Below are 23,363 nucleotides of genomic sequence, written 5' to 3'. Positions count from 1 at the left end.
CCCCTGAGCTCAGCTCAGCCTGGCGGACCTGGCTCAGGACATTTTTGAGATCGGCTGTCCGCCGGCGGGCCGGAGCTGAGGGGCACCGCCCGCGAGAGGGCGTTGCGGCAGGCCAGGACGGCGGGATGCCGGCTGCGGCCGCGGCGTACGACGGTGAAGACGCGGCGGGCGCGCTGACCGCGGGGGAGTCGCCGCAGCGGCACGGTCGGCTGCTTGCCGCTCCAGACGAGGTCGGGCAGGAACGCGGCGGCGTGCCCCTGCTCGACGAGGCGCAGGTGCAGCAGGAGGTCGGTGGTCTCGAACCGTACGTCGGGCTCGAACCCGGCGTTGCGGCAGAGGGTCATCGCCCAGTGTCGGGCGAATGTGCCTTCTGGTTCCATCGCCCAGGGCCGGTCCGCGAGCGAGCGCAGTGCCGCTGTCGGGCCGTCGCTGTCCGGGCTGTCGGCCGTGGCGGGCAGGGCGAGGTGGAGGGGGTCGTCGAGCAGGTCCTCCTGTTCGAGTTCGGCGGGCCGTGGGTGGGGGTTGCCGGGGTATTCCTCCGCGAGGACCAGGTCGAAGTCGCGGGCTTGCAGGGCGGGCAGGGCCTGTTCCGGTTCCAGCTGGGTGACGTGGACGCGCAGAGCCGGGTGCAGGTCGCGCAGCAGACCGAGCGCGGTCGGGACCAGGGCCAGCGCGGCGGTCTGGAACGAGGCGATGCGCAGCGTGCCCGTCAGATCGGCGAGGGAGGCGGCGATGTCCGCCTCCGCGCGCTCCAGGCGTTCGAGGATCGCTTCGGTGTGGGCGACGAGGATCTCGGCCTGCTCGGTCAGCCGCACCCGCCGCCCGATCGGCTCCAGCAGCGGGACGCCGACCTCGGCTTCCAGTTGCGAGAGCTGCTGGGAGACGGAGGAAGGCGCGTAGGACAGGGCGGCGGCGACGGCTGCCAGGGTGCCGCGGTGCTTGAGTTCGCGCAGCAGGCGCAGTCGGTGCAGATCGAACATCGACGGCCCCTCGTCCAATGGTCGGTTTTTCCGATGAGTACAGGTCGGAAACATTCGCTGGACCGATCACAGGTCGCCATCGGACCCTTTTCCCGTGGCTGAGAACCTCGCTTCCCTTCCTGCGCTGCCGTGGACCGTACGTCCCGGCACCCGTGCCTGGCGGTGTGCACCCGCACCTGCCGACGTACGCGACTTCCACTCCGCGCTGCCCGACTACTCACCCACCCCGCTGACCGAACTTCCCTCCTTGGCTGGGGAGTTGGGTGTCGGCAGGGTCTTCGTCAAGGACGAGTCGTGCCGGCTGGGGCTGCCCGCGTTCAAGGCGCTGGGCGCCTCCTGGGCGGTCCACCGCACTCTTGCCGAGCGGGCCGCGAGCGGCGGACACCGGGGTCCGGTCACGCTGGTGACCGCGACCGACGGCAACCACGGCCGGGCGGTGGCCCGCACGGCACGTCTGCTCGGTCAGCACGCCCATGTGTTCGTCCCGCAGGGGGTGCATCCGGAGGCCGTGGCGGCGATCGTCGCCGAGCAGGCGAAGGTCACGGAGGTCGCGGGACCGTACGACGAGGCCGTGCGCCTGGCGGCCGAGGCGGCTGCGGGGCCGGACTCGGTCCTGGTCCAGGACACCGCATGGGAGGGCTACGAGCGGATCCCGGGGTGGATCGTCGAGGGCTACTCCACCCTCTGCGCCGAGATCGACGAGCAACTTGCGGCCGAAGGAATCGTCGACGGACCGGACCTCGTCTCCATACCGGTGGGCGTGGGATCCCTGGCTCAGGCCGTCGTCACCCACTACCGCAGCCGCCCCTCCGGGCACGCTCCGGCGCTGCTGTCGGTGGAGCCGGAGACCGCGGCCTGCGTCCTCGAAAGCCTCACCCGCGGCGAGCCCGTCAGCATCCGCACCGGCGACACCGCCATGGCCGGGCTGAACTGCGGCACCCCGTCCAGCATCGCCTGGCCCCACCTGCACGGCGGGTTGGACGCCGCCGTCGCCGTCCCCGACGCCGCCGGCGCCCGTGCGGCCGCTGATCTCGCGGCCCTAGGCGTCTCCTCGGGTCCCTGCGGGGCCGCGCCGCTCGCCGGGCTGCGCGCGGCGCTCACCGGCACGGGCGCCGACGAACGCCGTAAGGCGCTGGGACTCGGCCCGTCCTCGGTGGTCGTCCTGCTGAGCACCGAGGGCACGACCGCCAACCCGCACACCACCACCGATCACTGAACACGCGACACCCGCAAACACGCTGTGTCCGCACCCGACAACCTCCGGGAGACCGCTCATGAAGCCCGCGTCCGCGCCCACCCCCGCCCCCGCCCCCGCCCCGATCACCGTCAACGGCGACCGCCTGTGGCAGTCGCTGATGGACCTCGCCGAGATCGGCGCGTACGACGACGAGCGCACCGGTCTGCGCGGCGTCGACCGTCTCGCCCTGACCGACGCCGACGCGGCCGGCCGCCGTCAGGTCATCGCATGGATGGAGCAGGCCGGCCTGGCCGTTCGCATCGACCGCATGGGCAACATCTACGGTCGCCGCGAGGGCGCCGACCCCACCGCGGCTCCGGTGCTGACCGGCTCGCACATCGACAGCGTGGCCACCGCCGGCGCCTTCGACGGCTGTCTCGGCGTCCTGGGCGGCATCGAGGTCGTCCGCACCCTGAACGAGCGCGGCATCACCACCCGCCGCCCGATCGAGGTCGGCGTCTTCACCGAGGAGGAAGGCGTCCGCTTCGGCACCGACATGCTCGGCAGCGCCGTCGCCGCCGACCGTCTGACCCTCGAATACGCCCACGCCCTGACCGACCGCGACGGCCGCACCCTCGGCGGCGAACTCGCCCGTACCGGCTTCGACGGATCGACCGAGGTACGCCTCGCCCCGCCGCACGCCTACGTCGAGTGCCACATCGAGCAAGGCCCCGTCCTCGCGGAGAACAACGTAGAGATCGGCGTCGTCACCGGTGTGCAGGGCATTTCCTGGCAGGAGATCACCATCCACGGCCGTGCCGCCCACGCCGGCACCACCCCCACCCATCTGCGTGCCGACGCGGGTCTCGCTGCCGCCCAGATCATCGTTCACCTGCGGGCGTTGGTCGACTCGGGGGAGTACGGGGACCTGCGCGCCACCGTCGGCCATCTGATCGTCCACCCGGACCTGACCAACATCGTCCCGGCCCGCGCCGAGCTGACGGTCGACCTGCGCAACCCCGACGACGTCCAGATGGCCCGCGCCGAGGAGGCCCTCGCCGCGTTCCTGCGCGAACTGGAGCGCAGTCAGCCGGGTCTGTCGCTGAGCACCCGGCGGATGGCCAAGACCGCCTACGTCCCCTTCGACGACGAGGTGCAGAAGGTCATCGCGCAGGCGGCCGACGAGCGCGGCCTGGAGCACATCTCCCTGCTCTCCGGCGCCGGCCACGACGCCCAGGAGATCGCCGCGCTCTGCCCCACCGCCATGATCTTCGTGCGCGGTGAATACGACGGCATCAGCCACAACCCCCGTGAGTACTCCACCCCGGAAGCCTGCGCCCACGGCGTCGACGTCCTGGCGGGCACGCTCCTGCGCCTGGCGAGGCAGGAGACCGCGTGAGAACAAAACCCGGAACGCGGAGGGACGCCCTGACCCTGGTGGTCGTAGCTCAACGGGCCTAGGATTCCGATGATTTCGAAGGACAACCGCATAGGCGCATGACCGGGGGAAGCCGGTGGGATTCCGGCACTGACCTGCAACCGTGAGCGGCCCGACGGGCCGTGAGTCGGATGGCCCGGCACGTGCCGAGAACCGCTTCCCCTGTCATGGTCTGCAGCGCGAAGCCGAGCGCCCTGCTCGGGTTGGCCTTCGGTTGCGTGCGGTGGGCCACCCGTACCAGGAAGGCTCAGCCTTGAACCGGATACCCGCACGACGGGGCGTCATCGCCGCGACCGCCCTCGGCCTCGCCCTGGCCTCCGCGCCGGCCGTCGCCCACGCCCAGAGCGACCAGGGCACGAACACCCCCGTCAAGGTGAGCCTCACCGTCCAGGGACCGGACGGACTCCTCTTCAAGGGGAAGATCAGGACCCAGGGGCACGACGTCACCACCGCGACCGGCGGCACACACCGCTGCGACGGCACCAACGGCGGGGCCAACCCCACCGCGGTGCCCACCCCGACGGCCGCCCTCGACGACGCCGCCCGCAAGCGGCACTTCACCTGGGACGGCACCTGGTACGCGTCGTTCGACGACTTCTCGGTGGACACCATCAAGAACGTCGACGGCGGCGGTGTCGCGTACTGGAACATCTCCGTCAACGGCACGTCCACGCCCGTCGGCGGCTGCCAGTTCAAGCTGAACGCCGGTGACAAGGTGGCCTTCACCTGGACGGCCTTCTGAGCCGGCCCCGTGGGTGGGCCGGGCGAACTCGGCAGCGCCCCGAAGGGGCGCGGGGAACTGCGCGACCAGCCACGACGGCCCCGCAGCCGAACGACGGCAGATCGCGGCACATCGTGGCAGATCGCGGCATGCCCAGCGGAGCGCCTACGCGGACCAGCGCACCGCGATCGTGTCGCCCACCCCCACCGTCGTCTCCCGGGCGGCGGTGGCGAAGGCCCCGCCGTCGATGCTCACCTTCCAGGTGTCCGAGCCGCTGTTGGCCTTGCCGTTGACGGAGGTGACGGTTCCGGTGCCGGACGAGGGGGTCACGGCCGTGACGCAGCCGGACGGCGTCGCCGCGCTCGTGGCCGCGTCCAGGACCTCGCCCAGGGTGGTCGTCGATCCGGTCGGGGTGAGGGCGACCGCGCACACCTTCAGGCCGCCCGCGCCGTCGTCCACCGTCAGCGCCAGCTTCGTCGCCGTACCGGCCGTGAACGCCCCCTGACCCACCCACTGCAGGGCGCCCGCGGTGACCGGGACGGGCGGGGCGGAGGTGAAGCCGCCCCCGGCCACCGCCCGCAGCCCGTCGATCGAGGCGTACGCCGACGGAGTCGTGTCGCTGGGCAGGTACTTGAACCCGCCGCCCGGGTTGAACTGCTGGGCGATGAGGAAGTCGACCGGCGTCTTGCCGAGGGAGGTGAGGAAATCGCCCGTCTGCGGGTTGATGCCGCACGCGTTGAGCCCCGAGACGGCCCAGCCGTTGGAGTCGGTGTTGACCCCGAACAGGGCGTTGAAAGCACCGCTGTTGGCGACCAGCTTGCTCTTGAGGAACGCCTTGGCCTGCACGATGTCGGTGTCGGTGCCCGGCACCCCGGACACGCACAGGGCGGCCATCGCCGCGCCGGTCATGTCGATGTCGCTGGTCGCGGCGAGCTGGGTCGGATTGCCCTCCGCCTTGCTGTAGTTCCAGCCGCCGTCGTTGTGCTGGTTGGCCCGCAGCCGCGTGATGACCGCGTCGCGCAGCGCCTGCGGGACGCGGACCTGCGCGGACTGGGTCTTCGCGCCGTTCAGGGCGAGCGCGGCGAAGACCGTGCCGTTGAAGTTGGCCGACGGGCCGAAGTAACCCGCCTCGGCGCTCTGCCAGTAGCCGTAGATGTCGGCGATCAGATTCCGGGAGGCGGAGACGCGGGCCGGGTCGACGCCGGCGGCATAGGCGTTGAGGGTGGCGCGCTCGTAGTCGGTGACGACGGGGGAGGCGGACGGCCAGCCGCTGGTGGAGAGCAGGTTGCGGTAGACGGTTCTGGCGTTCTTGGTCGGGTCGCCGCCCGGGGTCACGTCCACGGCGGCGGTTCCGGCCGCGGCGAACGCGCTGAACGCCCACTCGTTGGACAGCCCCGACCCGGCGTACGAACCGTCCGCCGCCTGAAGGGACTTGAGGTACGTCACGCCGTTCGTCTTCGACGTGGCGATCTGCGCGGGCGTCGCGGTCGCCGCGGCGGGCAGCGTCGTGAGGGCGAACGCGCCGAGCGCGGCCATCGCGGTGAGCGACGCGCGACGACGGGACGACGGTCGGGACGACAGTCGGGACGACGGTCGGGGCAACTGGCGGGACATGGCCTGCTCCTGGGATGAGGGACGCCGGCCGGGCCCGTGCCGCCTGGCCGTTCGCGGCGCGGGGAGCAGCGGGCGGGCCGCCGTCCGAACGCGTGGACCGGCTACCTGAAATCCTGCTCCGCGTGGGCATTCGGGCTCGGGCCGGCCCCTCGCCGTCCCACACCGCTGCGCGTCAGCCCCGGACTCCCACCGGGTTCCCCCACTCGGCAGTGCCGGACGGTACCCGACTGGCATCCGGGCCGCCAGAGGCGCTCCGGACACCCCGTGCGGGCGGCCCGGCCGCACCTTGACGCTTCCTGTGAAGCGTGTTCAAATCCGGCTGATACGCAAGAAGTTCCAGGGAAAGCCGGTCGAAATCCGGCGCTGACCCGCAACCGTAGGCCCGGCCCCGCGCCGGGCGAGCCGGAATGCCTGGAGCGTGATCGACAAGCAACGGACGCCGTCGCGGACTACGGCGTGGTGCGACCAGCTTCCGTCCCGCCGGGCCCTCCCGCGTGACGGGAGCGCTCAGCCACGTTCCCACCCGCGCCGGCCTGGCAACGAGGGGGCCGCGGTGGCGACGGGGAAGCGAAGAGACGGACGGCCGGGCACCGGCCCCGGACGCCTTGCGGCACTGCTGTCGGCAGCGCTCCTTCTCCCGGCGGCGTGCGTGACGATCCTCAACTCGGCCTCCGCCGCCGCCGACCCGATCGGCGACTGCACCGCCACCGAGGGCGCCGTCGTCGCCGTCGACTTCGGGCCCTTCGGCGGCACGACCGAACGCGGCTGCGACCCCACCCCGACCACCGGCTACGACCTCCTCCACGACGCCGGGTTCTCCACCACCGGCACCGAGCACGACGGCCCCGCCTTCATCTGCCGCATCGGCTTCGGACCCTTCGACTCCGGCACGCAGTACCCCACTCCGCAGAAGGACGCCTGCGTCCTGACCCCGCCGGCCACCGCCTACTGGTCGTACTGGACCGCCTCGCCCGGCCAGGACGAGTGGACCTACAGCCAGTACGGCGCCATGGACCGCAAGCTCGAGGACGGCGACGTCGACGCCTGGGTGTACGGCGGCACCGACGTCGGCGGCTCCACGGGCAAGCCCGACTTCAGCCCCGACGACGTACGCGCGGGCGGCACCGGCACTCCCGACCCCGGCGGCCCACCGACCGGCGGGCCGGGCGAGGTCGACGTGAGCGCCGCGGCGGCCTGGCTCAAGGGCCGGCTCACCGACGGCGAACGCATCGTCGACGACGGCGCCGAAACGCCCAACCACCTCCTGACCACCGAGACGGCGTACGCGCTCGCCGCGGCCGACGGCAAGAGCGCCGCCCTCGACAAGGTCACCGCCTTCCTCTTCGCGCACGCCGGCGACTACGCCTACCCGAACGGCGCCGACCAGGCCCCCGACGCCACCGCCGCCGCCCGGCTCGCCCTCCTCGCCGAGATCACCGAGGCCGACCCGCACGCCCTCGGCGGCCACGACCTCGTGGGCGACCTCACCAAGAACGTGTGCGCGGCGGGCCCGGAGTCGGGCGAGCCGACCCCCGGCTGCACCGCCGAGGGCGACTTCCGCAACGCCACGTACACCGACGGCCAGGCGCTCTCCGTCCTGGCCCTGCTGCGCGCCGGGACCACCGCCCCGGCCGCGGCGGTGGACCGGCTCAGCCGACTGCAGTGCAACGACGGCGGCGTCACCAGCATCCTCATCCGCCCCGGCGAGTACTGCGACGGCGACCCCGCGACCACCGGCCTGGTCGCCCTGGTGCTGCACAAGGCGGGCGGCCACGACGCCGCCGTGACCAAGGCCCGCGCCTACCTGACCAAGGCCCAGCGCCAGGACGGCGCATTCCCCGGCTACACCGGTTCCACCACCGGCAGCGTGTACGCCACCGCCTACGCCGCCCAGGCGTTGCGCGCCCTCGGCGACACCGCCCGCGCCGACGCGGCCGTCGCCTGGCTGTCCCGGGAGCAACTCGACGGCGGCGGCTTCGGCTTCGAGGAAGACGCCGCCGACCCGGCCGTCTACCCGACGCCGTCCGCGGTCCTCGCGGGCGCGGACACCAGCCTGGTCACGCTGACCACGAAGAAGGCGACGGAGCCGACCGACCCGCCGACCACCGACCCGGGCACACCGACCCCGGGCATCGGCCCCGACCTGAAGAAGGGCGTCGCCTACCTCACCGGCGCGGCCCGGCTCAAGGACGGCCGCTACTACACCGTCGGACCCGCGTCGGACCGCGCCGACTTCGGCCTCACCATCGACGGCGCCTACGCGCTCGCCGCCACCGGCCTGAACAACGCCAAGCTGCGCGGCATCGTCGACTTCCTCGACCACGGCGGCAAGGACGGCGAGGGCCGTACGGTCCACGACTGGACGGGCGTCGGCACGGCCTATGCGGCGGGCGGCTCGATCGGCAAGACCGCGCTGCTCGCCGAGGCCGTCGGCCGCGACCCCCGCGACTTCGGCGGCCACGACCTCGTCGCCGCGCTCGACAAGGCCGTCTGCGCCAAGGCGAGCACGGCCCCCGACCGCTCCTGTGCGGCCAAGGGCGCCTACACCTACGCCCCGTCCGTCTTCGCCCAGTCCCTGGCCGTCATGGCGCAACTGCGAGCCGGTGAGACGTCGGCCGCCCAGGAGCCGATCGCCTACCTGGAGAGCCTCCAGCGGGTCGACGGCGCCTGGCCGAGCCTGATCCCCGCCACGAACGACTCCGACGTGGACTCCACCGCCATCGCCGCCATGGCGCTCGACCTGGCCGGCGGAGCCAAGGCGGTGGCGGCCCGGGACAAGGCCCTGAAGTGGATCGCCGCCCAGCAGCTGCCCGACGGCGGCTTCCCCGGCGCGGCCGGCAACTCGGTCAACTCGGCCGCTCTCGCCGTCCAGGCACTGTCGTTGGACGCGGCCGCCCATGCCGAGGAGATCGCCGACGGGCGGAAGTTCCTCGCCGTGCAGCAGAACGCCGACGGCGGCTTCAACGTGGCCGAGGAAGGCCAGCGCGGCTCCGACCTGCGCGCCTCCACGCAGGCCGTGAGCGGCGCCACCGGAATCTCCTTTGGCACGCTGGAGCGCAGCCTGGCCGGTACCTCGCCGCAGCCCACGCCGAGCCCGAGCGCAAGCGCCGGCGCCCCGGACATCGTCACCCCCGACGACCCGAGCGACGGCGGATCAGCGGCCGCGGGCGGCAGCGGGGGCGGCGCGCTGGCCTCCACCGGTGTGCAGCTCGGTCTCGTCACCGCGATCGCCGCGCTGCTCGTGCTCGGCGGCTGGCGGACGACGGTCGTCGCCCGCCGGCGTCGCGTGACCACGGAGGCAGGCCGGTGACCGGTGCACGACCGACAGGCATGCTGGCGGCGCTGGGCCTGACCTGCGCCGCCCTCGTCGCGACCGCCGGGCCGGCTGTAGCGGCCCCGCAGCCGATGGGCCGCTGCACGACCACGTCCGGAGCGGTGCTCGCCGTCGACTTCAGCGACTGGGGCGGCCCGATCCTGCGCTCCTGCGGCACGACCCCCACCACCGGCTACGAACTGCTGAACCAGGGCGGCTGGCGCACCGCCGGCACCGGGCACGACGGGCCCGCCTTCGTCTGTCGCATCGGCTACAGCGGCTTCAAGAACGGCAAGCAGTTCCCGACGGCCGCACAGGACGACTGCGTCCTCACACCGCCCGCCTCGGCCTACTGGTCGTACTGGCACGCCGACCCGGGCGAGAACGACTGGGAGTACAGCCAGTTGGGCGCCATGCTCTACAAGCCGAAGCCGGGCAGCGTCGACCTGTGGATCTTCGGCGGCACCGACATCGGGGGCACCGAGGGGCGGCCCACCGTCTCCCCGGACCGGTTGCGCGCCCACAACACCCGGCCGCAGGGCGACGCGGCGACGCCCGCGGCCACCGACAAGGCCCCCGAGCCGCCGCCGGACGTCGACACCGGACCGGCTCCCGAACAGCCCGCCACGTCCGCCGCACCCCGGCCGACGACGCCCACGCCGAGCAAGAGCGCGAGCGCGAGCACGACACCGTCGCCCTCGCCCAGCCCCTCGGCGAGCGCCGCCGTGAGCTCCTCGGCCGCCGCCGCACCGAGCGCCGCCTCCCGGGTCGTCGACGCCGCCCCGGCGGCCGCCGCCCGCCACGACTCCGGTTCGGTCGTGCCGGTCGTCACCGGTACGGCGCTCGTCCTGCTGATCAGCGGGGCGGCGGCCTTCGTGGCCCGTCGCCGCCGCCGTACCGAGTGACCGCGGTGGCCCGTACGACCATGGCGGCGCCGCGCACCGCGCCCGCGTCGGACCGGGGCGGCCGACGTCTGCCGCGCATCCTGCACCCGGTGGCCTGGTGGGTGTGGGCGCTCGCGCTCGCCACCGCCGTCAGCCGGACCAACAACCCGCTGCTGCTGTTCCTGGTCCTGGCCGTGCTCGGCTATGTCGTCACCGCGCGGCGCACGCAGGCGCCCTGGGCGCGCGGCTTCAAGTACTACCTGTACCTGGCGTTGACCGTCGTCATGATCCGGGTCGTCTTCCGCGCGGTCTTCGCCACCGGCATCACCCCGCGCGACCACTTCCTGTTCTCCCTCCCGCGCATCCCCACCCCCGACTGGTACGCGGGCATCCAGATCGGCGGCCCCGTGTCGCTGGAGGCGGTGCTCTCGGCGGCCACCGACGGGCTGCGGCTGGCCTGCATGCTGTGCTGCATCGGCGCGGCGAACACGCTCGCCAATCCCAAGCGCGCCCTGCGGGTACTGCCCGGCGCCCTGTACGAACTCGGCGTCGCCGTCACCGTCGCGATCAGCGTGGCCCCGCAACTCGTCCAGAGCGTCCAACGCGTCTCCAAGGCACGGAAGTTGCGCGCCGGGCGGACCCAGGGATCCAAGGCACTGCGCGGCATCGTCGTCCCCGTCCTGGAGGACGCCCTGGAGCGCTCGCTGCGGCTGGCCGCCGCGATGGACTCCCGGGGCTACGGCCGCGCGGGCACCGCCACCCCCCACTCCCGCCGGATCACCGGGGCGTTGATCCTGCTGGGCATGTGCGGGCTGTGCGCGGGAGCCTACGGGCTGCTCGACGCGACCGCGCCCGCCCTGCTGGGCCTGCCCGCCATGGCACTCGGCGCGGCGCTGTGCGTGGCGGGCCTGCGCCTGGGCGGCCGGCGCGTCACCCGCACCACCTACCGGCCCGACCCCTGGCGGCTGCCCGAGTGGGCCGTGGCCGGCAGCGGAGTGCTGTCCGCCGTCCTGCTCCTGGGCAACCTCGGCTACGACCCGGCCCAGCTCAACCCCACCTTCTACCCCCTCACCTGGCCCGAGCTGCCGCTGGTGCCGACGGCCGCGATCCTCCTCGCCGGCACGGCCGGCTTCCTCGCACCCCCACCCGGAGAGTCGTGATCACCTTCGACCAGGTCACCGTCCAGTACGACGACGCGCCCGAACCCGCCCTCCGGGACGTCGACTTCACGGTGGACGAGGGCGAACTCTGCCTCGTCGTGGGCCATACGGGCGTCGGCAAGTCCACCCTCCTCGGCGCGGTCAACGGCCTGGTGCCGCACTTCACCGGCGGCACCCTGTACGGCCGCGTCCTCGTCGACGGCCGCGACACCGCCCACCACCCGCCCCGCGAACTCGCCGACGTCGTGGGCGTGGTCGGCCAGGACCCCCTCGACGGCTTCGTCACCGACACCGTCGAGGAGGAACTCGCCTACGCCATGGAGCAGTTGGCGATTCCCCCGGCCACCATGCGCAAGCGTGTCGAGGAGACCCTCGACCTGCTCGGCCTCGCCGAGCTGCGCCACCGCGCCCTGCACGAGCTCTCCGGCGGTCAGCAGCAGCGCGTGGCCATCGGCTCCGTCCTCACCGCCCACCCCCGCGTCCTGGTCCTGGACGAACCCACCTCCGCCCTCGACCCGACGGCCGCCGAGGAGGTTCTCGCCGCCGTCACCCGCCTCGTGCACGACCTCGGCGTCACCGTCCTCATGGCCGAACACCGCCTGGAACGCGTCGTCCAGTACGCAGACCGCGTCCTGCACCTCCCCGGCGACGGCCACGCCCGCATCGGCGCGCCCGCCGACATCCTGCACACGTCCACGATCGCGCCGCCGATCGTCGAGCTGGGGCGGGCCGCCGACTGGTCGCCGCTGCCGCTGTCCGTCCGTGACGCCCGGCGCGCCGCCGCACCCCTGCGCGCCCGGCTGGCCGACCGGACCCCGGCCCCCGTCCGCCCGCCCGCGGCAGGGGACCGCCCCTGCCTGCTCACCGCACGCGGTGTCACCGTCAGCTACAAGAGCGTCCCGGCGGTCCGGGAAGTCGACCTCGATCTGCACGCGGGCGAGGTCACCGCCCTGATGGGCCGCAACGGCTCCGGCAAGTCCTCCCTGCTGTGGGCCCTCCAGGGGTCGGGACGACGCAGCGCCGGGAAGGTCCGGGTGGGCGGGGCCGATCCGCACGAGGTGGGCGCCGCGCGAGCCCGCCGGCTCGTCGGCCTGGTCCCGCAGACCCCGGCGGACCTGCTCTACCTGGAGAGCGTGCGGGCCGAACTCGACCAGGCGGACACGGAGTCCGGCACCGAACTGCGCGCCCGGGCCGTCCTGGACCGGCTCGCGCCCGGCATCCCCGACTCCACCCACCCGCGCGACCTCTCGGAGGGCCAGAAACTCGCCCTGGTCCTCGCCATCCAGCTCTCCGCCGCCCCCACGACCGTCCTGCTCGACGAGCCGACCCGCGGCCTGGACTACCGGGCGAAAACGGCACTGACCGCCATCGTCGACGCGCTCGCGGCCGAGGGCAGAGCGGTGGTGATCTCCACCCACGACGTCGAGTTCGCCGCCCGCGCCGCCGACCGGGTGGTCGTCATGGCGGAAGGGGACATCGTCGCCGACGGACCGACCGCCGAAGTCATCGTCGCCTCACCCGTGTTCGCTCCGCAGACCGCCAAAATCCTCGCCCCACTGCCCTATTTGACGGTCGATCAGGTACGGGAGGCGCTCGCATGACGGCCGCGGCCATCCGGCTCACCCCGCGCGTCGGCATCGTGATGACGATGGCCGCCTTCCTCGGACTGGTCGCGTTCTTCTGGCCGTTCGTCGTGGCGCCGGGCGCCTTCGCCTCGAACTACGCACCCCCGCTGATCTTCGGCGTGCTGCTCCTGCTCGTCCTGTGCGTGGTGCTCTCCGAGATCGCCGAGGGCGGCATCGACTCCAAGGCGCTCGCCATGCTCGGCGTCCTGTCCGCCGTCAACGCGGCCCTGCGCCCCCTCGGCGCCGGCACCGCCGGCATCGAGACCGTGTTCTTCGTCCTGGTCCTGGCGGGGCGCGTCTACGGCCCCGGATTCGGCTTCACGCTCGGCTGCACCTCGCTGTTCGCCTCCGCCCTCATCACCGGCGGCGTCGGGCCGTGGATGCCGTACCAGATGTTCGGCTGCGCCTTCGTCGGGATGCTCGCCGGATTCCTCCCCCGGGCGAGCGGCCGACGCGAGGTCCTGATGCTCGCCGGCTACGGATCCCTCTCCGGCTACCTCTTCGGCTTCCTCCTCAACCTCTCCTTCTGGCCGTTCTCCCTCGACCCCGGCAGCTCCATCGCCTACCTCCCCGGCCTGCCCTTCACCGAGCAGTGGCAGCGCTACATCGCCTTCGACATCGCCACCTCCCTCGGCTGGGACACCGGCCGCGCGGTCACCAACTTCGTCTGCGTGCTGCTGGCCGGCCCCGCGGTCCTGACGACCTTCCGCCGCGCCGCCCGCCGGGCCCGCTTCCGCGCCCCGGTGCGCTTCGCGGCGCCCCGGACGACCGAGCCCACGGCTTCCGACCGGTGATCCGGGTCACCCGGCGCGGGAGAGCAGAATCTCGCCAGGTGAGGTGCTATTGGCCATGCACCCGACAGGCGGTACCGTCGCTGTGATAACGACGACGGCATCACGGAAGCCGGTGGGAACCCGGCACGGTCGCGCCACTGTGGACGGTGCACCCCGAAAAGGGGGCGCATCGCGAGTCAGACCCGGGACCGTCGTCCTGTGCACCACCGAGTTGGGACGCGAACTCCCAGAGGAGGCCCCTGCCATGGCGCAGCATGTCGCTCAGCCGACTGCCACCCCCGTCGTACCCGCCAAGCTCCCGCTGAAGGACATCGCCCCCTGGGCCGTCTTCGTCGGCATCCTGATGCTGGTCCTGCTGTACTTCGTCGGCGCCGAGCAGGGCGCCACCTCCGTCGTCTCCGGCGAGGAAGTCCACGAGTGGGTGCACGACGCCCGCCACCTGCTCGGCTTCCCCTGCCACTGACGTCACGAGGGGCACAGCACACCCATGAACTCCGCAACGGTAAGAAACCTTCTCGTGCGGGGCATGCTCGCCGGCCTCGGCGCCGGCGTGCTCGCCCTGATCGTCGCCTACTTCCTCGGTGAACCCAGCGTCGACAGCGCCATCGCCTTCGAGGAGTCGCAGGCACCCGCCCATGCGCACGAGGTCGAACTCGTCTCCCGCTCCCTGCAGTCCACCGCCGGCCTGGCCACCGGCGTCCTGATCTACGGGGTGGCGTTCGGCGGCATCGCCGCCCTCGCCTACTGCTTCGCGCTCGGCCGCGTCGGCCGCTTCGGCGCGCGCGCCACGGCCCTGCTGCTCTCCGGCGCGGCCCTGATCGCCGTCTACGTGGTGCCGTTCCTGAAGTACCCGGCCAATCCGCCCGCCGTCGGCGACCACGACACCATCGCCAAGCGCACCACGCTCTACCTGCTGATGATGGTGCTGAGCGTGCTCCTCGCGGTCGGCGCGGTGATCGCGGGCAAGCGCCTCGCGCCGAAGCTGGGCACCTGGTACGCCAGCGTGGCCGCCGTCTTCGGCTTCGCCGTCGTGATCGGGCTGGCGTACGCGTTCCTGCCCGTCATCAACGAGGTGCCGTCGGACTTCCCGGCCGCTGTGCTGTGGAAGTTCCGGATCTCGGCCCTCGCCATGCAGGTCACACTGTGGGGAGGCTTCGGCCTGCTGTTCGGCGAGCTGGCCGAACGGCTGCTGCACCCCAAGCCCGCCGCGGTGTCCGCGGGCGCACCGGTGGCCGCCCCTCAGTGACGTGACGGCATGACCGAAGCGACGAGAGGGCCCGCGGAACCATCCGTGGGCCCTCTCGCGTTCTTCGGACACCGACGACTCGGACCATGGACACGACCCGGCGAACGGATCGATCGGACGGGGACGACGAAGGCGAGGAGCGGAGGACCCGAGTGGCCAGACAGCCCCAGCCGCGCCGCATCACGTTAGGCGGCCGCGAGGCGGTCGCCCTGACGCCGGAGGAATATGGGCGACTGCTCGCCAGCCGACGGCAGATCGGCGGCCAGAGCGCCCGCGTGCGGGTCCTCGGCGAGCAGGTCAGACGCGGCGAGCAGCTGCTGCGGGAACTGGAGACCCTGGTGGGAACCCCAGCCGACGGCTGTCCCGATCCGGCCGGAGCGGCGGCGCCGGAACACACTCGGCCGCGCACCGGATCGCCTGCCGCTTCCGCTCCTTCAGGAGTTCCTGACGGCGCTTGCCGAACGCGGCGACCAGCCGGCTGACGAAGTCGAGGGCGGCGGGCGTGAGGATCTCGCCGTGCCGACGGCCGGGGGCGGCGAGAACGCGGACGTGCTGGGTCAGAGCAGCTCCGGGGTTCCCCCGGCGAGGGACGGTTCGCCGCGCAGCGTCTCCCAGTGGACCGTGCGGTCGCACCAGCGGTTCAGGAGGGCGCGGTCGTGGCCGCCGGCGAGAAGTCCCGCGCCGGTGGTCCGGCGGTAGTCCTCGACGACGGCGACCAACGCGGCCGTGGTGGAGGCGTCGAGCATGGCCGTCATCTCGTCGCACACCAGCCAGCGCGGGCGCAGCACGAGCGCCCGGGCGAGACAGGCGCGTTGGAGTTGACCGTCGCTGACTTCGTGCGAGCGTCTGCCCAGCAGGTCCGGGGTCAGACCGACGCTCGCGGCGAGCTCGGTCACCCGCTCGGGCAGTGCGTCGCGGCGGCCGGTGGCGCGCAGGGGTTCGGCGATCAGGTCGGTGAGCCGTAGCCGGGGGTCCGCGGAGAGCCTGGGTTGCTGGAAGACGACGCCGAAGGCGGTGCGCAGTTCGCGTGGGGCGCGGTGGCGCCAGCCGGGCACGGGCGTGCCGTCGAGGAGGACGGTTCCGGAGTCGGGGCGGTGCAGCGGGGCGGCGACACGGGCGAGGGTGGATTTGCCGCAGCCGCTGGGGCCGAGCAGCCCGACGGCTTCGCCGGGCTCGACCGTCAGGGAGGCGTTGCGCACCACGGGGGCGTGCCGGTCGTAGCCGGCGGTGACGGCGTGCAGTTCAAGCACGGGCTTTCTTCGGGACGTGCGGGTGGTGGCAGGCGACCGCGTCGGTCATCCGGGGCGGGGCGGCGCAGGCGCCGGTGGCCCGCTCGCAGCGAGAGGCGAAGGCGCAGCCGTCGGGGAGGTCGCCGAGTTCCGGGGGCATGCCGGGGATCGGAAGACCACGTCGTCGGCCGTCAGCGGCTCGCCGTCGCTGAACTTCACCCCGTCGCGCAGGGCGTAGGTGTAGGTGAGGCCGTCGTCGGCGACGGCGGGGAGCTCCTTGGCGAGGGCGGGTCTGAGCTCCAGGCCGGCGTCCCGGGTGAGCAGGCCGTCGAAGATCTTGGAGTTGCCGTCCTTGCCGTAGCCGAGCAGGGGGCTGAAGGTGTCCGGTTCGTAGCCCACCCCGATCACGACGGAGTCGGCGGACGTGTCGTCGCCCGACCCGCTGCTCGGTGCCGAGCAGGCGGCGAGCCCGGTGATCACCACCGCCGCGACGGCGGCACCTCGTAGTCGACGGGTCGTCATCAGCCTCACACCCTTGCTGCAAGTGAACTGTTGTTGCAATGCTTTTGCGACAACAGAGCTCCCCGCGGCTGTCGGGCGTCAGTCCTCCACCCTGAGAAGAGCGCACGTGATCCCCATCGCACCCGGACTCGTCCGGTGGTGCGTCAGGCCTGCGGCAGGCTCGCCGCCAGGCGGACGGCCGCGTCGACCCGGGCGTCCAGCAGTTGTGGCCGGTCGGGCCAGCCCGCGTACCGCACGCAGAGCTCCTGGCGGCCCATCTCCACCGACGCCACGCCCTCCGGCAGGTCCAGTTCGCGGATCTCCCGGCGGTGCAGTCGGACCGGCGGCCGCTGTTCGGAGAGGCGGACCAGGATCGCCGTGTACCAGCTGTTTCCCGCCTCGAGGCCTTCGTCGACGATGCAGCAGGCGATGCCCACCTCGACGTCGTTCCGGCGCAGCACGGCCAGCAGTTCGCCCTGGAACAGCGGGCTCGCCGGCAGCTTCCACTGCTCCCCGTCGGCGCTGAACGCGGCCACGTCGCTCTCGCAACGTCCTCCGTTGCGGCGCGCCCAGGCGGTCAGCGTCCCGCGGCTGCTCGCCTGCCGCGCCGCGTCGCGCCGTACCTGGGCCAGCGTGCTGGCGGGGAGCGCGACCCCGAGCACGACCATGAAAGCGATGACGAGCGCGATCGCCTGCCACGGGAATCCCCAGATGATCCCGCACACGAGGAGGAACGCCGATCCGCCTCCTGCGAGGACCACAGTCATGATGAGAGCTTCCCGCTCATCGCCGGTAAGGGGCATACGTCTCAGTAGACCACCGTCTGCCGGCGATTGCCCTACTCGGTCAGTGAAGTGGCCATGATCCAAAAGCAATTGACGATGCGTCACTTCATGGGAGTGCTCCGCAGTGGTCGGGCGCTCAGTCGGTTCCGGCCTGGATGAGCCTGTAGAAGAGGCGGGCGCCGGCCCGTTGCGCGGACTGGCGCAGCCGTACCGGAAGCGGCCGGGCCGGCGCCGGCGCGGCCGGCTTCGCCGCCAGGCGGGGGAAGAGGGCTTCGGCGTTGCTGCGGTTGACCGCCGCGAGGGTGCCGGGATCCAGGCCGCTGTCCAGTCCGCCTGCGAAGTACTGGGCGGCGGGGGTGGGGGCGAACGGCCAGTCGCTGCCGAACAGGACGTGTCCGGGGCGGGTGAAGGCGAGCAGGGTGGGCAGGGCGGCGGGGCTGGCGGAGAGAGCGGTGTCGTAGTAGAAGCCGCGCAGGTCGTCCAGCGTGTCGAGGGGACTGCGCCCGGTGTCGGCGGCGATGGCTACGGCCATGCGGTGGGAGGCGTACGGGACGAAGCCGCCGGCGTGGCTGAGGACGAAGCGGATGTTCGGGTACCGGCGCGGGACGCCGTTGCGGACGAGGAGATAGGCGGCCCGGGTGGTGTCGAGGAGGAAGTCGGCGGCGAACGGCGGGATGCCGTCGACGGCGGGTGCGGGGAGTTCGGCGGGGTGGACGAAGACGACCGCGCCGAGCTCGTCGAGCACCCGCCACAGTGCGTCCTGGCCCTCGGCGCCCAGGTAGGCGCCCCGGTTGTTGGCGAGCAGCGTGACCCCGTCCGCCCCGAGTCCGGTGAGGGCCCGCTCCGCCTCCTGCGCCGACGCGGCGGTGTCGGGCATGGGCAGTGTGGCGAACCACCCCAGGCGATCGGGGTGTTCGGCGGCTACGGACGCGGAGTGGTCGTTGAGCCGTCGGGTCAGTGCGGCGGCCTCGCCGGGGTCGGTGAGGAAGCCGGTGCCCGGGGTGGAGACGGAGAGGATCGCGGTCTCGGCCTGCAGCAGGTCCATCAGCTCCAGGGCGGCCTCGGGGCTCCAGTCGGGCAGGGCGCGACCGCCCGCCTCGGCGATGCCGGCCTCGGCGAGGGCGTCGCGGTAGAAGGGCGGGACGACGTGCTGGTGGACGTCGATCCGGCGGGGTGCGGTGGTCATGGGGAGGTGTCTCGGCTTTCTGGATGAGCAGGTCGACGCGGCGGCGGCCTCGACGGTGACATGCGGGCCGCCGTCTTCCGTGCCGACCCTTGACCGTCTCCGGCAGCGAGATTAGCGTAGCGAGCGTTCCAATAGTAGTGAACGTTCCAACAAAGAGTCGATGAAAGACAGTGAGGTGGCCTGGTGAGCGACATCAATGCCAAGGTCAATGCCAAGGTCAAAGCCCAGGCCGGAGCCGAGGCCGGAGCCGACGACAGCGGCGCGGACAGCGGCGGAGACGCTCCGTACGACGTGGCGGTGATCGGGTACGGGCCCACCGGCGTGACCGCGGCGAACCTGCTGGGAGCGTTGGGGCTGAGGGTGGTCGTGCTGGAGCGCGACGCGGAGATCTACTCCCGGGCGCGGGCCATCTCCACCGACGAGGAGGTCCTCCGGATCTGGCAGCGGATCGGGCTGGCGGACCGGCTGAAGCAGGACATGCTCGCCGAGCGGCCGCTCGACTTCGTCGACGCGCGCGGCCGCACCTTCCTAAGCGCCTGCCCCTCACCGCGCGGGCACGGCCACCCGCCGCAGATGTTCCTCTACCAGCCGGCGCTGGAGCAGGTCCTGCGCGACGGCGTCGACCGCTACCCCGACGTCGAGATCCTCCTGCGGCACGAGTGCCTGCGGCTGAGCCAGGACGCCGACGCAGTGGAGCTGACGGTGGTCGGGACCGCCGACGACTCCGTACGACGGGTGCGCGCGAAGTACGTGATCGCCGCCGACGGCGGCTCGAGCCTGACCCGCGCCCGGCTGAACGTGGGATACGAGGGACGGACGTACGAGGACCGCTGGGTGGTCGTGGACACCAAGATGCTGAAGCCGTGGCCGGACCACGACCGGCTGCGCTTCCGCTGCGACCCCGCCCGCCCGGCTGTCGACTGTCCGACCCCGCTCGGCCATCACCGCTGGGAGTTCCCGATCCTGCCCGGCGACGACGAGACGTACCTGACCACCGACGACGCCATCCACGCCATGGTCGCCAAGTACGGGATCGGCCGGGACCAGATCGAGATCCTGCGGGCCACCGTCTACAGCCACCACGTCCGCTTCGCCGCCCGCTTCCGGGTCGGCAGGGTCTTCCTCGCGGGCGACGCCGCGCATGCGATGCCGCCGTGGATCGGTCAGGGCATGGCCGCCGGGGTGCGGGACGCGGCCAACCTCTGCTGGAAGCTCGCCGCCGTGCTGCGCGGCGAACTGCCCGACACGGTCCTCGACTCCTACGAGGCCGAACGCAAACCGCACGTCAAGGAGATCACCCGGCGGGCCGTGTTCACCGGGAAGATCATCACCGAGCGGCGGCTGCCCCTCGCCCACGTCCGGGACACCGCGCTGCACGCCGTCCGCCGCGTGTCCGCCCTTAGCAGCCGGCTGGTGGACGCGCACTGGATCCCGGTCGCCCACTACGCCAAGGGATTCCTGGCCCGCCCCCGCACGAAGGCCTCCGGCCGCCAGATCCCCCAGCCCTGCGTCACGGGCCCCGACGGCGGGTGGCTGCGGCTGGACGACCTGCTCGGCGGCCGCTGGCTGCTCCTGCACGGAGGCCTGCCCGCCGCGCAGCCCGCGTGGGACCGCTGCGGCGTCCCCTCGCTGACCGTCCTGCCCGCCGGCTCCCGCCCGGCCGAGGGCGCGATCGTCGACAGCGACGGCGTCCTGCTCGCCTGGATGACGCGGCACCGCGTGGCCACCCTCGCGCTGCGCCCGGACGCCTATGTCTACGCCGCCGCACCCCAGGGCGCCCCGCTCCCGCCGCCCCCGGCCGGTTTCGCACCGGCACCGCAGGCGACCGCCTCGACCGTCAGCTGAGGAACTCCATGACCACGCACACCGCGCCGCTGCCCTTGCAGGAGTCCCTGCTCCACGTCGGCGGCAAGAAGATCTTCGTCGCGGAAACCGGTGAGACGACCGGCGACGAGACCGGTGAAAGAGCCGGTGACAGGACCGGTGACGGCCTGCCCGTTCTGCTGTTGCACGGTGGTGGTCCCGGTGCCTCCGGCGTCTCCAACTACTCCCGCAACATCGCCGAACTGGCCAAGCACCGCCGGGTCATCGTCCCCGACCTGCCCGGCTACGGCCGCAGCACCAAGGGGATGGACAGCGCCGACCCCTTCGGATACCTCGCCAACGGAATCCGCGGCCTGCTCGACGAACTCGGCCTGGACAGAGCCCACTTGGTCGGCAACTCCTACGGCGGCGCCTGCGCCCTGCGCCTCGCCCTGGACACCCCCGACCGGGTCGGGCGGATGGTCCTCATGGGCCCCGGCGGCATCGGCACCACCCGCGCGCTGCCCACCCCCGGCCTCAACAGCCTGCTCGACTACTACTCCGGGGACGGGCCTTCGCGCCTCAAACTGGAGAAGTTCATCCGCAACCACCTCGTGTTCAACGCCGCCGACGTGCCCGACGCCGTCATCGACGCGCGCTACGAGGCCAGCATCGATCCCGAGGTGATCGCGGCGCCGCCGCTGCGCCGCCCCTCCGGTCCGAACGCGCTGCGCACGCTGTGGAAGATGGACTTCACCCGCGACGCACGGCTGTCCCGGCTGCCCGTGCCGACGCTGGTGCTGTGGGGCGCGGCGGACAAGGTCAACCGTCCGTCCGGCGGCCGTATGCTGGCCGACCGCATGCCCGACTGCGACCTCTACGAGGTCGCCAACACCGGGCACTGGGTGCAGTTCGAGCGCGCCGAGCTGTTCAACCGGCTGTGCGCCGACTTCCTGGCAGGCCGCCGATGAACGCCACCCCGGGAGCATCCGTCTTCGGCGCCGTCCACCTCGGCTACACGGTCATCGAGACCGACCGTTTCGCCGACTGGCGCCGCTTCGGCACCGACGCCATCGGCATGCATCGCGACGACCTCGACACGGACGTCATGCGTTTCCGCCTCGACGACCGGGAATGCCGCTTCCTGCTGCGGCGCGGACCGGCCGAGGACGTCGTCGCCCTCGGCTGGCACATCGACGACCACACCACCTTCGAACGCATAGCGCACCGCATACACGCCCACGGCGTGCCGCTCGTCGAGGGAACCAGGGAAGAGGCGGAGCTGCGCGGCGTCGAACGCCTCCTGCGCTTCCCCGGCCCCAAGGGCATCGCCCAGGAGATCTACACCACGCCCGTCACCTCGCCCGAACCCCTGCGGATGATCGCGTCCGGCTGGGTCACCGGCGACGCGGGCATGGGCCACGTCGCCCTCACCTCCGCCAGGCCCACCTTGCTGCGCGGCTACTTCAGCACGGTCTTCGACGCCCGTCTGACGGACTGCATCGACGAGACCATCAGCGGAGTCAAGCTCAAGATCCGCTTCCTGCGGGTCAACGAACGCCACCACTCCATCGCGATCGCCGCCGTACGGGGCCTGCCGATCGACCCGATCCGCACGCGGGTCCAGCACCTCAACATCCAGGCCGCCTCGCTCGACGACCTGGCCCGCAGCTACGAGCGCGTGCACGAACTCGGCTTCGACATGGCCCTCTCCGTCGGCCGGCACACCAACGACAAGGAACTCTCCTACTACGCACGCACCCCCTCCGGCTTCGAGTGGGAGGTGGGCTGGAACCCGATCGTCATCGACGAGACCACCTGGGAGCCCACCACCCACCAGGGCATCAGCGTCTGGGGCCATCTGCCCGTCGGCCGGACCATCGTCGACAAACTCGACCAGTTCCGCCTCGGCGCCCGCTCCCTCGCCCGCCCGGAGAAGACGGTTCCCGCCCTCAGCGGCGCCGGCATCGCCGACGACTGACGACCCCGGCCGTGGGTGGATCACGGTACGCTGTATACAGCGTGATGTGCGGCGGTGAGGCGAGGAGTTCCATGGCGCGGGCAACCGGCAAGAGCGAAGCGGTCTACGAGCAGCTGAAGGGCGACATCGAGTCGTTGCGGCTGCGCCCGGGCGCCAAGCTCAGCGAGGTCCAGCTGGGCGAGGAGCTGGGCGCTTCGCGGACGCCGGTGCGCGAGGCGATCCGGCGGCTGGCCAGGGACGGTCTGGTCGACTTCGTGCCGGGTGAGGTGGCTCGGGTGGCCGCGATCTCGCTGGGCGGGGTGCGGGCCCTGTTCGAGTTCCGCATGCTGCTGGAGCCGTCCGCGGCCGCGTCGGTCGCGACGGCGGGAGCGGGTGACGAGCGGGCGGTGGCGCCGTTTCGGCACCTGCTCGACCGGCTGGAGGAGTTCGACGACTCCTTCCGCGCGCTGGAACCCGCCGCTCAGATCCGCGGCTACCAGGGGTTCTACGGGATCGCCGAGGGCTTCGACCAGGCGGTCATCGCCGCGTGCCGTAACCCGTACCTGGCCCGCACGATCGGCGACCTGCGCGGCCAGACCGCGCGCCTGCGTCATCTCTCGCACAGTGGGCCGCGCCGTATGCAGACCTCGCTGGAGGAGCATCGCGCGATGCTGAAAGCGATCACGCAAGGGGACGCCCAGGCGGCGGAGGCGGCCTGCCGGCACCATCTCGCGCAGACCCTTCAGGCACTCATCGACAGCCTGACCGGCCAGGACCTGACGTACTGGGCGGACGTCCAGGTGGACGTCGACGTCGACGTCGACATCGACATCGCAGGCTGAGGCACAGGCGTTCGCCCGCCTGTGGTTTCCTTGGATTCAGTGATGTATACAGGACTGGATACATCAGGCGCAATGCATCTTGTTCGCCGCTGTGAGGAGCCGTCC

20 protein-coding genes and 3 pseudogenes are annotated in these 23,363 nt (G+C 72.4%); 14 read left to right on the top strand and 9 right to left on the bottom strand.

Annotation, left to right across the window (positions count from 1 at the left end):
• Positions 1-14: 14 nt before the first annotated feature.
• Complete coding sequence (locus tag ACWCPF_RS38770; RefSeq protein ID WP_451049832.1) at positions 15-980, bottom strand: LysR substrate-binding domain-containing protein; 966 nt, start codon at positions 978-980, stop codon at positions 15-17.
• Positions 981-1,074: 94 nt separating this feature from the next.
• On the opposite strand from ACWCPF_RS38770, the gene ACWCPF_RS38765 reads away from it, so the two are divergent.
• The 3 genes from ACWCPF_RS38765 (at position 1,075) to ACWCPF_RS38755 (ending at position 4,337) form a co-directional block, all read left to right on the top strand.
• Positions 1,075-2,196, top strand: coding sequence for a diaminopropionate ammonia-lyase (locus ACWCPF_RS38765; protein ID WP_451049831.1), 1,122 nt, complete (start codon positions 1,075-1,077; stop codon positions 2,194-2,196).
• 58 nt (positions 2,197-2,254) lie between these two features.
• Positions 2,255-3,556 carry a M20 family metallo-hydrolase gene (locus ACWCPF_RS38760; protein ID WP_451049830.1) on the top strand — a complete coding sequence of 434 codons (1,302 nt, stop codon included), beginning with the start codon at positions 2,255-2,257 and terminating at the stop codon, positions 3,554-3,556.
• 292 nt (positions 3,557-3,848) lie between these two features.
• Positions 3,849-4,337 (top strand): DUF4430 domain-containing protein, encoded by a 489-nt coding sequence (locus ACWCPF_RS38755; protein ID WP_451049829.1) that lies wholly within the window; start codon positions 3,849-3,851, stop codon positions 4,335-4,337.
• A gap of 144 nt (positions 4,338-4,481) precedes the next feature.
• Here ACWCPF_RS38755 and ACWCPF_RS38750 read toward each other — a convergent pair whose 3' ends face one another.
• A complete protein-coding gene (locus ACWCPF_RS38750) occupies positions 4,482-5,930 on the bottom strand; it encodes a hypothetical protein (RefSeq protein ID WP_451049828.1) in 1,449 nt (482 codons plus the stop codon).
• A 613-nt stretch (positions 5,931-6,543) separates the two neighbouring features.
• Here ACWCPF_RS38750 and ACWCPF_RS38745 point away from each other — a divergent pair.
• From ACWCPF_RS38745 to ACWCPF_RS38715, 7 genes are all read left to right on the top strand, one after another.
• The gene (locus ACWCPF_RS38745) at positions 6,544-9,240 is read left to right on the top strand and encodes a prenyltransferase/squalene oxidase repeat-containing protein (protein WP_451049850.1); all 2,697 of its coding nucleotides are present in this window, start codon (positions 6,544-6,546) and stop codon (positions 9,238-9,240) included.
• A gap of 20 nt (positions 9,241-9,260) precedes the next feature.
• Positions 9,261-10,148 carry a hypothetical protein gene (locus ACWCPF_RS38740; RefSeq protein ID WP_451049849.1) on the top strand — a complete coding sequence of 296 codons (888 nt, stop codon included), beginning with the start codon at positions 9,261-9,263 and terminating at the stop codon, positions 10,146-10,148.
• 20 nt (positions 10,149-10,168) lie between these two features.
• Positions 10,169-11,287: an energy-coupling factor transporter transmembrane component T gene (locus ACWCPF_RS38735; protein WP_451049848.1), complete on the top strand. Its 1,119-nt coding sequence runs from the start codon at positions 10,169-10,171 to the stop codon at positions 11,285-11,287.
• Positions 11,284-12,888: an ABC transporter ATP-binding protein gene (locus ACWCPF_RS38730; protein WP_451049827.1), complete on the top strand. Its 1,605-nt coding sequence runs from the start codon at positions 11,284-11,286 to the stop codon at positions 12,886-12,888. The genes ACWCPF_RS38735 and ACWCPF_RS38730 overlap by 4 nt, the downstream gene beginning before the upstream one ends.
• Positions 12,885-13,706 (top strand): ECF transporter S component, encoded by an 822-nt coding sequence (locus ACWCPF_RS38725; RefSeq protein ID WP_451049826.1) that lies wholly within the window; start codon positions 12,885-12,887, stop codon positions 13,704-13,706. Before ACWCPF_RS38730 ends, ACWCPF_RS38725 begins: the two co-directional genes overlap by 4 nt.
• Before the next feature lie 244 nt (positions 13,707-13,950).
• On the top strand, positions 13,951-14,169 hold the full coding sequence (locus tag ACWCPF_RS38720; RefSeq protein WP_451049825.1) for a CbtB domain-containing protein: 219 nt from the start codon (positions 13,951-13,953) through the stop codon (positions 14,167-14,169).
• 24 nt (positions 14,170-14,193) lie between these two features.
• Entirely contained in the window at positions 14,194-14,952 is a 759-nt protein-coding gene (locus ACWCPF_RS38715; protein ID WP_451049824.1) for a CbtA family protein, read from the top strand.
• 185 nt (positions 14,953-15,137) lie between these two features.
• Here the strand turns inward: ACWCPF_RS38715 and ACWCPF_RS38710 are convergent, their stop codons facing one another.
• The 7 genes and pseudogenes from ACWCPF_RS38710 to ACWCPF_RS38680 form a co-directional block, all read right to left on the bottom strand.
• Entirely contained in the window at positions 15,138-15,347 is a 210-nt protein-coding gene (locus tag ACWCPF_RS38710) for a hypothetical protein (protein ID WP_451049852.1), read from the bottom strand.
• A 7-nt stretch (positions 15,348-15,354) separates the two neighbouring features.
• Positions 15,355-15,513 (bottom strand): annotated as a pseudogene (locus ACWCPF_RS38705) (malate synthase A); the annotation flags it as partial.
• Positions 15,510-16,202 (bottom strand): ABC transporter ATP-binding protein, encoded by a 693-nt coding sequence (locus ACWCPF_RS38700; protein ID WP_451049823.1) that lies wholly within the window; start codon positions 16,200-16,202, stop codon positions 15,510-15,512. The pseudogene ACWCPF_RS38705 and the gene ACWCPF_RS38700, both read right to left, overlap by 4 nt.
• Positions 16,195-16,353, bottom strand: a pseudogene (locus ACWCPF_RS38695) (ABC transporter ATP-binding protein); the annotation flags it as partial. The gene ACWCPF_RS38700 and the pseudogene ACWCPF_RS38695, both read right to left, overlap by 8 nt.
• A pseudogene (locus ACWCPF_RS38690) lies at positions 16,353-16,703 on the bottom strand (ABC transporter substrate-binding protein); the annotation flags it as partial. The pseudogenes ACWCPF_RS38690 and ACWCPF_RS38695, both read right to left, overlap by 1 nt.
• A gap of 143 nt (positions 16,704-16,846) precedes the next feature.
• The gene (locus ACWCPF_RS38685) at positions 16,847-17,449 is read right to left on the bottom strand and encodes a hypothetical protein (RefSeq protein WP_451049822.1); all 603 of its coding nucleotides are present in this window, start codon (positions 17,447-17,449) and stop codon (positions 16,847-16,849) included.
• Between the two features lie 154 nt (positions 17,450-17,603).
• The gene (locus ACWCPF_RS38680; protein ID WP_451049821.1) at positions 17,604-18,653 is read right to left on the bottom strand and encodes an amidohydrolase family protein; all 1,050 of its coding nucleotides are present in this window, start codon (positions 18,651-18,653) and stop codon (positions 17,604-17,606) included.
• Between the two features lie 291 nt (positions 18,654-18,944).
• Between ACWCPF_RS38680 and ACWCPF_RS38675 the strand changes: the two genes are divergently transcribed.
• The 4 genes from ACWCPF_RS38675 to ACWCPF_RS38660 all read left to right on the top strand — a co-directional run bounded on the left by ACWCPF_RS38675 (position 18,945) and on the right by ACWCPF_RS38660 (position 23,258).
• Positions 18,945-20,498: a bifunctional 3-(3-hydroxy-phenyl)propionate/3-hydroxycinnamic acid hydroxylase gene (locus ACWCPF_RS38675; protein ID WP_451049847.1), complete on the top strand. Its 1,554-nt coding sequence runs from the start codon at positions 18,945-18,947 to the stop codon at positions 20,496-20,498.
• 8 nt (positions 20,499-20,506) lie between these two features.
• Complete coding sequence (locus ACWCPF_RS38670) at positions 20,507-21,427, top strand: alpha/beta fold hydrolase (RefSeq protein ID WP_451049820.1); 921 nt, start codon at positions 20,507-20,509, stop codon at positions 21,425-21,427.
• On the top strand, positions 21,424-22,437 hold the full coding sequence (locus ACWCPF_RS38665; protein WP_451049819.1) for a VOC family protein: 1,014 nt from the start codon (positions 21,424-21,426) through the stop codon (positions 22,435-22,437). Before ACWCPF_RS38670 ends, ACWCPF_RS38665 begins: the two co-directional genes overlap by 4 nt.
• A gap of 71 nt (positions 22,438-22,508) precedes the next feature.
• Positions 22,509-23,258 carry a GntR family transcriptional regulator gene (locus tag ACWCPF_RS38660; protein WP_451049818.1) on the top strand — a complete coding sequence of 250 codons (750 nt, stop codon included), beginning with the start codon at positions 22,509-22,511 and terminating at the stop codon, positions 23,256-23,258.
• The last annotated feature ends 105 nt before the right edge of the window (positions 23,259-23,363 follow it).

Source organism: Streptomyces sp. NPDC001858, from assembly GCF_053594615.1.
This window is presented reverse-complemented; position numbering and strand designations above follow the sequence as displayed.

Coding starts and splice junctions, on each gene's coding strand:
- ACWCPF_RS38770 (WP_451049832.1), bottom strand. CDS start 980: ATGTTCGATCTGCACCGACTGCGCCTGCTGCGCGAACTCAAGCACCGC.
- ACWCPF_RS38760 (WP_451049830.1), top strand. CDS start 2,255: ATGAAGCCCGCGTCCGCGCCCACCCCCGCCCCCGCCCCCGCCCCGATC.
- ACWCPF_RS38750 (WP_451049828.1), bottom strand. CDS start 5,930: ATGTCCCGCCAGTTGCCCCGACCGTCGTCCCGACTGTCGTCCCGACCG.
- ACWCPF_RS38740 (WP_451049849.1), top strand. CDS start 9,261: ATGCTGGCGGCGCTGGGCCTGACCTGCGCCGCCCTCGTCGCGACCGCC.
- ACWCPF_RS38735 (WP_451049848.1), top strand. CDS start 10,169: ATGGCGGCGCCGCGCACCGCGCCCGCGTCGGACCGGGGCGGCCGACGT.
- ACWCPF_RS38725 (WP_451049826.1), top strand. CDS start 12,885: ATGACGGCCGCGGCCATCCGGCTCACCCCGCGCGTCGGCATCGTGATG.
- ACWCPF_RS38720 (WP_451049825.1), top strand. CDS start 13,951: ATGGCGCAGCATGTCGCTCAGCCGACTGCCACCCCCGTCGTACCCGCC.
- ACWCPF_RS38715 (WP_451049824.1), top strand. CDS start 14,194: ATGAACTCCGCAACGGTAAGAAACCTTCTCGTGCGGGGCATGCTCGCC.
- ACWCPF_RS38685 (WP_451049822.1), bottom strand. CDS start 17,449: ATGACTGTGGTCCTCGCAGGAGGCGGATCGGCGTTCCTCCTCGTGTGC.
- ACWCPF_RS38680 (WP_451049821.1), bottom strand. CDS start 18,653: ATGACCACCGCACCCCGCCGGATCGACGTCCACCAGCACGTCGTCCCG.
- ACWCPF_RS38670 (WP_451049820.1), top strand. CDS start 20,507: ATGACCACGCACACCGCGCCGCTGCCCTTGCAGGAGTCCCTGCTCCAC.
- ACWCPF_RS38665 (WP_451049819.1), top strand. CDS start 21,424: ATGAACGCCACCCCGGGAGCATCCGTCTTCGGCGCCGTCCACCTCGGC.
- ACWCPF_RS38660 (WP_451049818.1), top strand. CDS start 22,509: ATGGCGCGGGCAACCGGCAAGAGCGAAGCGGTCTACGAGCAGCTGAAG.